Source organism: Nocardioides terrae (assembly GCF_900112345.1).
GTDB classification, from domain to species: Bacteria; Actinomycetota; Actinomycetes; order Propionibacteriales; family Nocardioidaceae; genus Nocardioides; species Nocardioides terrae.
Genome location: NZ_FOLB01000009.1, coordinates 14,181 through 26,957, shown reverse-complemented (window position 1 = coordinate 26,957; position 12,777 = coordinate 14,181). Strand labels below are relative to the sequence as shown.

The following is a 12,777-nucleotide window of genomic DNA, read 5'->3' as shown; positions in this document are numbered from 1 at the left end:
ACCTAGTCGGCCAGCGAGACGCCCCAGCGGGTGACGTGCGTGGCGCCCGGCTCGAGCCGCGCGACGCCCTCGTTGCTCTGGAAGGCGTTGGGCGGGCAGGTCATCGGCTCCACGCCCAGCCCGCGCCGCCGGCGAGGCGGCGCGAGGGTGTCGGCGGTGAAGACCTCGAGCAGGGGGTAGGTCTCGTCGACCCAGAGCTGGGCGGTGCGGCCGTCGGTCCCGGTCAGCCGGAGCCAGGCCCGGCCGTCCGGGTGGCGCCGCAGGTCGGTGAAGGCGTGGTCGATGCGCAGGTCGCCCAGCAGGTGCGGCTCGTGGAAGTCGTACGCCGTGCCGGCGACCCGCTCCCGACCGGTCGGCAGCTGCCGCTGCGGGTCGGTGAGGACGCGCGTCCCCGCCTCGAGCCGGAGGGTGCACTCGTCGATGGAGTCGTCGCCGGGGGAGAGGTAGGGGTGCTGCCCGCAGCCGTAGGGTGCCGGCCGGTCGCCGACGTTGACCGCCGTCGTGGTGACGGCGAGGCCGTCGTCGCTGAGCTGGTAGTCCAGGCGCAGGTCGAGGGCGAACGGGTAGCCCTGGAGCGGGAAGAGGGTGGCCGCCATCGTGATGCCGTCGGGTCGCCGGTCGACCGGCTGCCACGGACGCCAGTGCAGGAACCCGTGGATCGCATTGTGCTTCTCCGGCTCCGTGAGCGCGACCTGGTAGTCGGTCCCGTCGAAGCGGTAGCGGCCGTCGGCCAGCCGGTTGGGCCAGGGGATCAGCGGGGCGCCGTGGGCCCCGTCGCACATGGCGTCGGACGGATAGGGCTGGAGGACGTCGCGGTCGCCGACGGCGTACTCCCGGACACCGCCACCGACCTCGACGATCGTCGCGCGCTGGTCGCCGCGGCTGATCCGGTACTGCTCTCCCGACGGTGGTGACGTCATCGGTGCCACCCCATCTTCCATGCCTCGCCCGCCGAGCTCTCTCCGGCGGCCTTCCCGAACGCCCGCATGGCGTTGACCAGTGCGCGCCGGCGGCTCTCGGGTACTCGCTCGAGGACGTGGCCGATCGCGACGCGCCGGTGCTCGACCAGGGTGCCGATCAGCTCCCGGCCCTGGTCGGTGAGCCCCAGGATCAGATGGCGCCGGTCCAGGGGGGACTCCGTGCGGCTGAGCAGGCCGGCGGCCACCAAGCGGTCGCACGAGCGGCTCGCGTTCGACGGGTGCACGTTCATCGCCTCGGCGAGCGCGTTCAGGTTCAGCGTTCCGCGACTCGCGATGAGCACGAGGACCCGCAGCTGGGGGAGCGTCACCTGGTCCTCGACCTGGGTGATCGACTGCGCCGCGATGCCGACCAGCGCCTGCAGCGCCATCATGACCGCGTCGATCTGCTCGACGTCCCTGGCGTCGGCCTGAGGGTCCTGGTCCGGTTCTGCCATGGCGGTGATTGTCCTCCAGTGGTTGCTTGGCCGCAAATATTGCGGGTACAGTTGCGTATACGCAAACGTGCTGCGCTCTTGGTCGTCGGCCCGGCGAGCGTGCCGCCCAACCCGTAGGAGCAGACATGGCAGCCATCTCCACCATCACCCCGGCCAGGCACGGCATCGACCGCCTGGTCCGCAACGTCGAGACCGGACGCTTCGAGCGGACGCTCTCCGCGCTGACCGCGGCCGGTGCGCTGGTGACCGCCGCTGAGATCTACTTCGAGCACGACTCGGCCAGCTTCGGGAACAAGCTGATGTGGCTGCCGGTCGCGCTCGGCCCCGTCGGGGCCGCGGCCGGCGTGGCCGGCTTCTGCAGCCACCGGATGGCGAAGACGGCGCTGCCGTTGGCGTCCGCGGCGATCGTCGCCAACGGGCTCCAGGGCACCTACCTGCACGCGCGCGGGATCGCGCAGAAGCCCGGCGGGTGGCGCAACGCCCGCTACAACATCGAGATGGGCCCACCCCTGCTCGCCCCCCTGCTGGTGACGATGGTCGGCGGGATGGGGCTGCTCGCCGCCCTCCTGCGGCGCGAGAGGTGAGCGACGTAGCGCCGGGGGAGCGTCACGATCGGTTCCCCGGCTTCGACGCGCTGGCCCAGGCCGGCCACTGGGACCCGGTCACCGCCGGGACCGTGATGGCACGACTCGGCATGCCGCCGGACATCCGGTTCTTCACCCCGGAGGAGGAGGCCGTCGGCACCGCGTTGTGCGACCGGCTGCTGGGCGAGCCGGGCGAGGATCACGCCAAGCGGGTCGGTCGCGGGACCAGGGTCGCGGTGCTGAACATGATCGACGCCCGCCTGGCGGAGAAGCAGACCGACGGCTGGCGCTACGACGACATGCCGCACGACGGTGAGGCCTGGCGCGACACGCTCGCGGCGCTGGACCAGGACGCCCGGGACCGCTTCGGTCACGGCTTCGCGGCCTGCTCCGTCGCTGAGCAGGAGACGCTCATCCAGCAGGTCCAGGACCTCGGGTCCGATCGCTGGCACGGCCTGTGCGCCAGGCACGTGTGGAGCCTGTGGACGCGCTACGTGTGCACCGCCTTCTACTCCCACCCCTCGGCGTGGGACGAGATGGGCTTCCCCGGCCCGGCCTACCCGCGCGGCTACAAGAACACCGGGGTCGATGCGCGCGAGCCGTTCGAGGTGCGCGACGCCCGTCCCGGCGACGACCCTGCTCGGAGCCGGCGATGAGCGTGCGGGCACGGAACGAGTCGGCCTGGCTCCTCCCGAACGACGGCACCCGGACCAACCACCGGCTGCGCCGCGACATGCGGACCTTCGCCGACACCGACGAGGTCGACCTCGTGGTGGTCGGCTGCGGTGCCGGCGGCTCGACGATGATCCAGCGGCTGGCGCGCGCCGGGTGGAAGGTCGTCGCCCTCGACGCCGGTCCGTTCTGGGACCCGGACGCCGACTGGGTCAGCGACGAAGCGGGCTCGCACCACCTCTACTGGACCGAGCCTCGCCTCATCTCCGGGTCCGACCCGGTCCCGCTCGGATCCAACAACTCCGGCCGTGGCGTCGGGGGGTCCATGGTGCACTACGCCGGCTACACGCCACGGTTCCATCCCAGCGACTTCGAGACGCTCTCGCGCGACGGGGTCGGCGCCGACTGGCCGCTGGGCTACCCCGACCTCAAGCCCTACTACGAGGCGATCGAGGGGGAGCTCCCGGTCGCCGGCGAGGACTGGCCCTGGGGCGACCCGCACAGGTATCCCCATCGCCCCCACCCGGTCGGCGGAAACGGGGAGATCTTCCTGCGCGGCGCCTACGCCCTGGGGATCGAGGCGAAGGTCGGCCCCGTCGCGATCACCAACGGCCGGTTCGGCAACCGACCGCACTGCATCTACCGCGGCTTCTGCCTGCAGGGCTGCAAGGTGAACGCCAAGGCGTCGCCCCTCATCACCCACATCCCCGACGCGCTCGCGCACGGTGCCGAGGTCCGGCCCGACGCGATGGTGACCCGCGTCGAGATCGACCAGCGCTCGGGCCGCGCCACCGGCGTCCACTACGTCCGCGACGGCCGTCCGCGCTTCCAGCGGGCCAAGGTCGTCGCGATCGCCGGCTACTCCATCGAGACGCCGCGGCTGCTGCTCAACTCGGCCTCGCCCCGCTTCCCGGACGGCCTGTGCAACGACTTCGACCAGGTCGGCCGCTACCTGATGGTGCAGGGCGCGCCGCAGACAGCCGGCAGGTTCGACGCGGAGGTGCGCATGTACAAGGCGCCGCCGCCCGAGGTGAGCACCGAGGCGTTCTACGAGACCGACCCGACCAAGCCCTACAAGCGTGGGTTCTCCATCCAAACCGTCTCCCCGCTGCCGATCACGTGGGCCGAGCACGTCGCCGCCCAGGGTCACTGGGGGGCCGCGTTGCGCGACTACATGAGCGACTATGTGCACTGGTCGTGCCTCGGCGCCCTGTGCGAGTTCCTGCCGCAGGCCGAGAACCGGGTGATCCTGGCCGAGGAGACCGACCGCTACGGCATGCCGGTCGCCCACTTCGCCTACAGCCAGTGCGACAACGACACCGCGCTGATGAAGGCCGCCCGGACGGTCATGGAGGACCTCCTGCGTGCCGCCGGCGCCGGTGAGGTCATGACCATCGACCGGTTCGCCCACCTGGTCGGCGGCGCCCGGATGGCGGCCAGGGAGAAGGACGGCGTGGTCGACGCCGACTGCCGCACCTTCGCGGTCCCCAACCTCTACATCACCGACGGCAGCGTGCTGCCCACCCAGGGCAGCGCCAACCCAGCGCTGACGATCATGGCGCTCGCGGCACGGACCGCCGAGCGTCTGGCTGCCCGCCGTACGAGCGTCGAGGACTGACCGGTCCCGAGTACAGCGCGGGTCACGATCACCTGACCACCCGAAGGAGGATCACATGGCATCGAAGAACGTCGCCGACTACCTGCTCGAGCGGCTCCGCGACTGGGGTGTGAGCAAGGTCTTCGCCTTTCCCGGTGACGGGATCAACGGCATCCTGGCCGCCTGGGGCCGCGCGGAGGACGACCCCGAGTTCGTCCAGTCCCGCCACGAGGAGATGAGCGCCTTCGAAGCGGTGGGCTACGCCAAGTTCAGCGGACACCTCGGCGTGTGCATGGCCACCTCCGGCCCCGGTGCCATCCACCTGCTCAACGGCTTGTACGACGCCAAGCTCGACCACGTGCCCGTCGTCGCGATCGTCGGTCAGACCGCGCGATCTGCGATGGGCGGCTCCTACCAGCAGGAGGTCGACCTGCTGACGCTCTTCAAGGACGTCGCCAGCGAGTACGTCCAGATGGTCACCGTCCCCGAGCAGCTGCCCAACGTGGTCGACCGCGCGATCCGGACCGCGCTGTCACGGCGAGCGCCCACGGCGGTGATCATCCCCTCCGACGTCCAGGAGCTGGAGTACTCGGCGCCCACGCACGCGTTCAAGATGGTGCCCTCCAGCATCGGGACCGAGTGGCCGACGCCGGAGCCGCAGTCCTCCGCCATCGCCGCCGCGGCCGAGCTGCTCAACGCCGGCAGCAAGGTCGCCATCCTCGCCGGCGTCGGAGCCCGTGGCGCGCGTCAGGAGCTCGTCGAGGTCGCCGACCTGCTCGGCGCCGGTGTGGCCAAGGCGCTGCTCGGCAAGGACGTGCTCTCCGACGAGCTGCCCTTCGTCACCGGGTCCATCGGCCTGCTCGGCACGCGCCCGAGCTACGAGATGATGATGGACTGCGACACCCTGCTGACCGTCGGGTCGAGCTTCCCCTACACGCAGTTCATGCCGGAGTTCGGCCGGGCCCGCGGCGTCCAGATCGACATCGACCCCACCTACATCGGGATGCGCTATCCCTACGAGATCAACCTCGTCGGCGACGCGGCCGCCACCCTGCGGGCCCTGATCCCGCAGCTGACCCGGAAGACCGATCGCTCCTGGCGCGAGAGCATCGAGGCCAACGTCGAGCGCTGGTGGGAGGTGATGGACGCCCAGGCCCGGGTGAGCGCCGAGCCGATCAACCCGATGCTGCCCTTCGCCGAGCTGTCGCCGCGGCTGCCCGGCGACGCGATCGTGACCGCCGACTCCGGATCGTCGGCCAACTGGTACGCGCGGCAGCTGAGGTTCCGCGACGACATGCGCGGCTCCCTCTCCGGGAACCTCGCCACGATGGGGCCCGGTGTGCCCTACGGCATCGGCGCGAAGTTCGCCTGCCCCGAGCGGCCCGTCATCGTCTTCGCCGGCGACGGGGCGATGCAGATGAACGGGATGGCCGAGCTGATCACCATCAAGCACTACTGGCAGCAGTGGAGCGACCCGCGGCTGATCGTCGCGATCCTGCACAACAACGACCTCAACCAGGTCACCTGGGAGATGCGGGCGATGGCCGGCTCGCCCAAGTTCGCGCAGTCCCAGACGCTGCCGGACGTCGACTATGCCGCCTTCGCCGCCTCCCTCGGGCTGCAGGCGATCACCGTGACCGCCCCCGAGGACGTCGCGTCGGCCTGGGACCGCGCCCTCTCGGCGGACCGGCCGACGGTCATCGACTTCCACACCGATCCCGACGTGCCACCGATCCCGCCGCATGCGACCTTCGCCCAGATCAAGGACGCCGCCCAGGCCGTGATGAAGGGCGACGAGGACCGGTGGGGCATGGTGAAGGAGGGCCTCAAGACCAAGGCCCAGGAGTTCCTGCCGCACTCGAGCGGCTGACCATGCGCGACGCACCGGTCACCACCCTGGACGTGTCGGTCTACACCGTGCCCACCGACGCACCCGAAGGTGACGGCACGATGGCCTGGGACGCCACGACGATGGTGCTGGTCACCGCGCGCTCCGGCGGCACGACCGGGACCGGCTGGACCTACGGACCGGCCGCGTGCGCGACCCTGGTGAGCGACCTGCTCACCGGGGTCGTCGTCGGCCGCGACGCGATGGACGTCCCGGGCAGCTTCGGCGCCATGGTCAAGGCCGTCCGCAACGTCGGCCGTGCCGGCGTGGCGGGCTACGCGATCTCGGCGATCGACACCGCCCTGTGGGACCTCAAGGCCCGCCTGCTCGACCTTCCGCTCCACCGCCTCCTGGGTGCCGTGCGCGTCGAGGTCCCTGTCTACGGCAGCGGCGGCTTCACCACCTACGACGAGTCGCAGCTCCGGGAGCAGCTGACCCACTGGACGCTCGAGCAGAGGATCCCGCGGGTGAAGATCAAGATCGGTGAGTCGTGGGGAGCCGCCGCCGACCGTGACCTGGCCCGCATGGAGCAGGCGCGATCGGCGATCGGCGACGCCGAGCTCTTCGTCGACGCCAACGGCGGCTACTCGCGCAAGCAGGCGGTCCGCGTCATGGCCGCGGCCGCCGACCTGGGCGTGCGATGGTTCGAGGAGCCGGTGCCCTCCGACGACCTCGACGGGCTCCGCGAGGTGCGCGACCGGGTCACGGCCGACGTCGCGGCCGGGGAGTACGGGTCCGACATCGTCTACTTCCGGCGGATGTGTGCGGCGGGAGCCGTGGACTGCCTGCAGGCCGACGCCTCGCGCTGCGGCGGCATCACCGAGTGGATGCGGGTCGCTGCGGTAGCGGCGTCCTTCGGGCTGGAGGTCTCCGGGCACTGCGCCCCCCACCTGCACGCCCACGCGGCCGCAGCGACCCCCAACCTGCGCCACCTGGAGTGGTTCCATGACCACGTCCGGATCGAGTCGATGTTCTTCGACGGCACGCTCGACCCGCTGGGGGGCACGATCGCTCCCAGCGCCGAGCGGCCCGGGAACGGCCTGAGCTTCCGGGCGCAGGACGCGGCCCGCTTCCGGGTCGGATAGCTCCAGCCGGACGCCGGCCGCCGACGTACGGCCCGGCGCCGACTGGGGCGTGCTCAGCCCGCGCGCGAGATCGTGAACGCGGCGAGGAAGCCGAGCGTCGCGATCAGCCCGGCGTACATGTGGGTCTTCTCGAACGCCTCGGGGATCATGGTGTCGGCGATCATGGCCAGGATGGCCCCGGCCGCGACGGCCGTGATCACCGCGATGGTGCCATCGGAGGCGTCCTGCAGGACGAGGCAGCCGATCAGCCCGGCCAGTCCGCTGGCGACGGCGATCCCGATCCAGACGCCGAACACGTAGCCGGCGCTGCGTCCGTTGCGCTTCATGCCGGCCGAGCTCGAGAGTCCCTCGGGCAGGTTGGAGATGAAGATGGCGGCCAGCACCGGCACGCCGACCCCGCCGCCGCCCAGCAGGGACAGACCCAGGACGATCGACTCGGGCACCCCGTCGAGCAGCGCGCCGACGGCGATGGCGGCCCCGCTGCCCTGCTGCTCGGACTCGGAGGGCTGCTCCTCGCCCGACCGCTTGCGGTGTCGAGCCCCGAGCCGGGCCAGGGCGATGTTGGCGGCCACGTAGACCACCGCGCCGCCCAGGAACCCGCTGACGGTGGGGACGAGCCCGCCGCTCGTCTCGGCCTCGTCGACCAGGTCGAAGGCAAGCGCGGAGATGAGCACGCCCGCCCCGAACGCCATCACGGACGCGACGACCTTGCGGGGGACGGGAGCGAACCAGGCGACGAGCGCACCGATGACGAGTGCGCCGCCGGCGAGGAGTCCCCACAGACCTGCTTGGAGCCAGATTGGCATGGTGGAACCTTTCCTTCGTCAGGCCGTGTCGTACCCGTGTCCGCTGGGGTCGCTGAGGTGGCGGGCCGTGTTGACCAGACCCACCAGGCTGAAGGCCTGGGGCGTGTTGCCGAGCTGACCGTGCGCGGCGCTGTACTCCTCGCTCAGCATCCCGACGTCGTTGCGCAGCCCGATGAGCTTGGTGAAGAGGGCCTCGGCCTCATCGGTCTCCCCGATCCCGTGCAGGGCGTCGGCGAGCCAGAAGCTGCAGGCCAGGAAGGCCGCCTCGGTGCCGGGCAGACCGTCGGGGCCGCCGTCGGCCTCCGGGTCGTAGCGCAGGAGGAATCCGTCCCGGGTGAGCTCGCGCTGCACAGCGCGGACGGTGCCACGGACGCGGGGGTCGTCCCAGGGCAGGAAGCCGACCCGCGGAAGCAGGAGCAGCGCGGCGTCCAAGCCGTGGGAGCCGTAGAACTGGGTGAACGTCTCCCGGTCGGCGTCGTAGCCGCGCCGGCAGACCTCGTCGTGCATCTGGGCGGCGAGCGCGCGCCACCGGTCGACGGGGCCGTCCAGGCGGTGCTGCTCGACGGTCCGGATCGCCCGGTCCACGCCGGCCCAGGCCATCACCTTGGAGTGCACGAAGTTGCGGCGTGGGCCGCGCATCTCCCACAGGCCGTTGTCGGGCTCCTGCCAGTTCGACTCCAGCCAGTCCAGCAGGGCGAGCTGGACGTCCCAGGCCGACTCGGCGACCTCCAGGCCGGACTCGCGGGCCAGGTAGAGGCCGTTGAGCACCTCGCCCCAGACGTCGAGCTGGCGCTGGTCGGCGGCCGCGTTCCCGACGCGAACGGGCGCCGATCCGGCGTACCCGGGCAGCCAGTCCAGGGTGTGCTCCGGGATGCGTTGGGTGCCGTCGAGGCCGTACATGATCTGGAGCTTCTCCGGGTCACCGGCCACCGCGCGGATGAGCCACTCGCGCCAGGCCTTCGCCTCGTCGGTGTAGCCGGTGCCGAGCAGCGCCTGCAGCGTGAAGGTGGCGTCGCGGAGCCAGCAGTAGCGGTAGTCCCAGTTCCGCACGCCGCCGAGCTGCTCGGGCAGCGACGTCGTCGCCGCCGCCAGGATCCCGCCGGTCGGCGCGAAGGTGAGCGCCTTGAGCAGCAGCAGCGAGCGGCGCACCTCCGGCGCCCAGCGGCCGGTGTAGGAGCACCGGCCGATCCACTCCTCCCAGAAGGTCCGCGTCTGGGCCAGGGCGGGACCCGCCTGCGCCATCGGGGGCCGGGGGAGGTGGGAGGCGCGATGGGTGAGGACGAAGGCGACCTCGTCGCCGGCGGCCACCTCGAAGGTGGCGCGGAGGGCGTCGCCGTCGTGGCACAACGGCACGTCGGCGTGCACCCAGACCGAGTCCGGGCCCGCGGTCGCCGCCGCGTCGCGCGATGCGTCGGGGTCGTCGCTGCTGCGGACCGACCCGGCGGCACCGCCGTGCCTGTCGTCGTGGGCGCCCGCAGGAGCCGCAACGCCCTCCCCGAGCCGCACCCACGGTCGCACGCGCCCGTAGTCGAAGCGCAGGCGGAGGGTCGAGGTCATAGACACCCGCCCGGCGACACCCTGCACGATCCGGACGACGTCGGCCGCATGGCCGCGCGGCGGCATGAAGTCGACCACCTCCACGGTGCCGTCCTCGGTCTCCCACCGGCTGCGCAGGATGAGGGTGTCGTCGTCGTAGGCGTGTGACGTGGCCTGCCCGCCGCTGCTGGGAGCCAGCGTCCAGTGGCCGCGCGACTCGTCGCCGAGCAGGGCGGCGAAGCAGGCGCCGGAGTCGTAGTGCGGCAGGCACAGCCAGTCGATCGCTCCGTCCGAGCCCACCAGGGCCGCGGTGTGGAGGTCGCCGATGAGCGCGTAGCTCGAGATCGGCTTGGAGCCGTGCAGGTCGGCGGTGGGCTCGTGTCCGCTCACGCGGACGCGACCTGGTCGTCGAGGGTGATCACGACCTTGACGTCGTTGGCCGCCGAGCGGTCGAACGCCGTCGGCGCCTGGTCGAGGGGGATGGTGGTCGTGATGAGACGACGCAGCCAGGCCGGGTCGGCCTGCTCCAGCGCGTCCGCCGCGGCCTGGTAGTGGCGCAGGTTGGCGTTGACCGATCCGACGACGGCGTCGTTCTCGAGCACCAGCTCGCGGTTGAGCGCGCCGGCGTCGATCTGCAGGCGGCGCCCCGCGGGGGAGACGCCGGTCAGGCAGACGATGCCGTAGGAGCCGGTCTCGGCGATGGCGTCGAAGATGAGCTGTCCGACTCCGGTCGCCTCGATGACGACATCGGGGCGGGCTTCCCGCGCGATGGTCGCGACGTCGGAGTGGTGGTAGGTGGCGCCGAGGCTGCGCACCAGGTCGGGCTTCGGGCCGTCGGTGAGGCGGTCCAGCACGTGCACGTCGAGGCCGCGCTGGACGGCGATCATGGCGGCGAGCAGCCCGATCGGGCCGGCTCCGGTCACCAGCACCGTGGACGGCTCGAACCAGGCTCGCTCGCCGATCCGGTCGACCTGCTCCCAGGCCTTCGCGACGACGCTGGTCGGCTCGGTCAGCACCCCGGCCAGGCCCAGGTGCGGGGCGACCTTGACGGCGAAGCGTGCCGGTACCGCCCACCGGTCGCTGGCGTAGCCGTCGAGCTCCTTGATGCCGCGCTCGGTGTACTCGCCGTTGCGGCACATGTCCCACTCGTCGTGGGCGCACGCTCCGCACGGCTCAGGATCGGGGCGCCGTACGACGCCCGCGACCAGGTCTCCGACGGCGAAGCCGCTGCCCTCCGGCGCGCTATGCACCCGTCCCAGCGACTCGTGGCCGATCGTCAGCCGCTGCTGTCCCGGGGGAGCCCAGCCGTAGTCGCCGCGGACGATCTCGCGGTCGGTGCCGCAGACCCCCACCGCCAGGCCCTGGACCAGCAGCTCGTCGGCGCCGGGACGCGGTTCGGCCACCTCCTCGACCTGGAGGGACGTCGGCGTACCGGGATCGACAGTGAGCGCGCGCATCAAGCAGGTGACCTTTCCAGCAGAGCCGATGGTCGTGCCGCGGGGGCGGGGGACCCGGCAGTTCGACAGCCGTTCTCGGTCGGTACCCCCCGCCCAGGGATGCATGCGGATACGCAATGAATTCGGGCGAATCACGTCGGCGGGCGTCCGGTGGTGTCGGTGCCGGACGGGCACCCCACGCAACGCGCGGGCCGACGTGGCGACCGGCGCGGCCGAACCGAGCGTTTGCGGATACGCAACAGATGCGTTGGGTAGAGGAAATGCAACGACGCCGCACGGCAGTCCGAAGGTGCGGGGACCGAGGAGGGATGAGCATGTCGGAGGAGGCGCGCAGGCGACGGGACCGCGCGGTGAGGCCGCGTCTGGTGTGGGGCGGTGTGGCGGCCGCGCTCGTCGGCGGGGTGCTGATCACCCTCGGGATGATGGAGGTCGTGGCGGCGTCGGGGGTGTGGCTGGTCGCCGGGGTCGCGATGCTGCTCGCAGGCATCGCTGTCGCGGCACGCGGCGGCATCCTGTTCGACACCCGCACCGGAGGACAGGCCAGCGCGGAGCTCCGGGAGATCGCCCACGGCAGCGGGCACGTCGGGGTCGAACCGGGTGACATGGTCTCCGGCCCCGTGGCCGAGCGAGCCGCGACGCCGTCGATGAGCCCGCTGGCCCGAGGGGCCCGACCTCCGGCCAGTGTCGGATCCTGGTCGGTCCCGGCCGGCTGGATCCTGCTCCTCGTCACCGCCTTCCTCGTCACCGCGCAGGGAGCGCTCGTCGCGCACGACGTGACCGGGCGGTCCAGCAGCTATCGCGACGTCGGTCTGGCGATCCTGATCGGCCTGGTGGGCATGCGGCTGGTCGTCGCACCAGGCCACCACCCGGTGTCCGCCTGCCTGGGCTGCGCCGCGGGCATGGCCCTCGTCCTCGGAGGATGGCTCGCCGATCACGATGAGCGCGGGCTGGCGGCCATCGAGGTGGGTTGTGGCGTGGTCACCGTCGCGGCAGCGGCGGCGGTCGTCGTCGGTCCGCGCCTCGTTGCCAGGTCGGCGACGGCGGCCGGTCGGCGCCGCGGCCAGCCTTCGCGGTGAGGCCGCCGGCCGCCAGCCCGCCCTGCTCGTCTGGGTCGCCGGGGGCTAGCGGCCGCCGCCGGCCCCGCCCGGGTCGATCTGCTCGAGGCGACGGTCCTGTCTCCAGGCGAGCAGGTCCCGGGTCGCGAACCCGGTGGCGGCGGCGGCGCTCACCAGCGCCAGTCGCCGGCGGCAGGGAAGGACGCGGGCGACTGCGAGCATCAAGGCGGCATGCAGGAGGTCCACTGTCGCGTTCCCGACGGAGACCTGGCGCTGGTGGCCGGGGTGGCGCTGCCGCAGCCAGGTGCTCCCCAGCGACTGGGCGAGGTAGCGGACGCCCAGCAGTCGCACCGTACGCCGGACGTCTTCACCGTCGCGGCCGCCGACGACCCGGATCGAGGTGCCCGGTCGGGCCAGGACGACGGCGCCGAGCGCGAGCCGCGCGATGTCGTTCGGCCTCATGCGGGCGCTCGGCTCGTCGACCTGGGCTGGGCAGTGGGCATGCGCTTCCTCCAGTTGCGCGCAGCGGGAGCGGGAGCCGCCCTGGTCGAACCGATCCCCCTCGGCGATCTCACCACGACGATTGCACCTGCGCAAGTACCGCGGGGTTCTCGGATGCACCCGTTCTCGCTCGGTAGGGTCGGAGGAGTCGGGCCGACCGATGTGTGTGCGCAATCATTGCG

12 protein-coding genes are annotated in these 12,777 nt (G+C 72.1%); 6 read left to right on the top strand and 6 right to left on the bottom strand.

Annotated features, from left to right (window positions below):
• Nucleotides 1–2 precede the first annotated feature (2 nt).
• The gene (locus BM236_RS12710; protein ID WP_091124698.1) at nt 3–920 is read right to left on the bottom strand and encodes an aldose 1-epimerase family protein; all 918 of its coding nucleotides are present in this window, start codon (nt 918–920) and stop codon (nt 3–5) included.
• The gene (locus tag BM236_RS12705) at nt 917–1,414 is read right to left on the bottom strand and encodes a MarR family winged helix-turn-helix transcriptional regulator (RefSeq protein ID WP_091124369.1); all 498 of its coding nucleotides are present in this window, start codon (nt 1,412–1,414) and stop codon (nt 917–919) included. The genes BM236_RS12710 and BM236_RS12705 overlap by 4 nt, the downstream gene beginning before the upstream one ends.
• Before the next feature lie 125 nt (nt 1,415–1,539).
• On the opposite strand from BM236_RS12705, the gene BM236_RS12700 reads away from it, so the two are divergent.
• From BM236_RS12700 to BM236_RS12680, 5 genes are read left to right on the top strand one after another with little or no spacing between them, the layout of a single operon-like run.
• Entirely contained in the window at nt 1,540–1,998 is a 459-nt protein-coding gene (locus BM236_RS12700; protein WP_091124366.1) for a hypothetical protein, read from the top strand.
• Nucleotides 1,995–2,654, top strand: a complete 660-nt coding sequence (locus BM236_RS12695) for a gluconate 2-dehydrogenase subunit 3 family protein (protein ID WP_217645324.1) — start codon at nt 1,995–1,997, stop codon at nt 2,652–2,654. The genes BM236_RS12700 and BM236_RS12695 overlap by 4 nt, the downstream gene beginning before the upstream one ends.
• On the top strand, nt 2,651–4,288 hold the full coding sequence (locus tag BM236_RS12690; RefSeq protein WP_091124363.1) for a GMC family oxidoreductase: 1,638 nt from the start codon (nt 2,651–2,653) through the stop codon (nt 4,286–4,288). The genes BM236_RS12695 and BM236_RS12690 overlap by 4 nt, the downstream gene beginning before the upstream one ends.
• 55 nt (nt 4,289–4,343) lie before the next feature.
• Nucleotides 4,344–6,137 (top strand): thiamine pyrophosphate-requiring protein, encoded by a 1,794-nt coding sequence (locus tag BM236_RS12685; protein WP_091124361.1) that lies wholly within the window; start codon nt 4,344–4,346, stop codon nt 6,135–6,137.
• Nucleotides 6,138–6,139: 2 nt separating this feature from the next.
• Nucleotides 6,140–7,240, top strand: coding sequence for an enolase C-terminal domain-like protein (locus tag BM236_RS12680; RefSeq protein ID WP_091124358.1), 1,101 nt, complete (start codon nt 6,140–6,142; stop codon nt 7,238–7,240).
• Between the two features lie 53 nt (nt 7,241–7,293).
• Here the strand turns inward: BM236_RS12680 and BM236_RS12675 are convergent, their stop codons facing one another.
• Genes BM236_RS12675 through BM236_RS12665 form a run of 3 tightly spaced genes read right to left on the bottom strand, consistent with a single transcriptional unit; the run spans nt 7,294 to nt 11,039 of the window.
• The gene (locus BM236_RS12675) at nt 7,294–8,046 is read right to left on the bottom strand and encodes a ZIP family metal transporter (RefSeq protein WP_091124355.1); all 753 of its coding nucleotides are present in this window, start codon (nt 8,044–8,046) and stop codon (nt 7,294–7,296) included.
• Between the two features lie 18 nt (nt 8,047–8,064).
• Nucleotides 8,065–9,972, bottom strand: a complete 1,908-nt coding sequence (locus BM236_RS12670) for a glycoside hydrolase family 15 protein (protein ID WP_245750310.1) — start codon at nt 9,970–9,972, stop codon at nt 8,065–8,067.
• Nucleotides 9,969–11,039 (bottom strand): glucose 1-dehydrogenase, encoded by a 1,071-nt coding sequence (locus BM236_RS12665; protein WP_091124352.1) that lies wholly within the window; start codon nt 11,037–11,039, stop codon nt 9,969–9,971. Before BM236_RS12665 ends, BM236_RS12670 begins: the two co-directional genes overlap by 4 nt.
• Before the next feature lie 308 nt (nt 11,040–11,347).
• Between BM236_RS12665 and BM236_RS12660 the strand changes: the two genes are divergently transcribed.
• Nucleotides 11,348–12,115 (top strand): TrbL/VirB6 family protein, encoded by a 768-nt coding sequence (locus BM236_RS12660; protein WP_091124341.1) that lies wholly within the window; start codon nt 11,348–11,350, stop codon nt 12,113–12,115.
• 45 nt (nt 12,116–12,160) lie between these two features.
• Here the strand turns inward: BM236_RS12660 and BM236_RS12655 are convergent, their stop codons facing one another.
• Nucleotides 12,161–12,556, bottom strand: a complete 396-nt coding sequence (locus BM236_RS12655) for a hypothetical protein (protein WP_091124338.1) — start codon at nt 12,554–12,556, stop codon at nt 12,161–12,163.
• Nucleotides 12,557–12,777 lie beyond the last annotated feature (221 nt).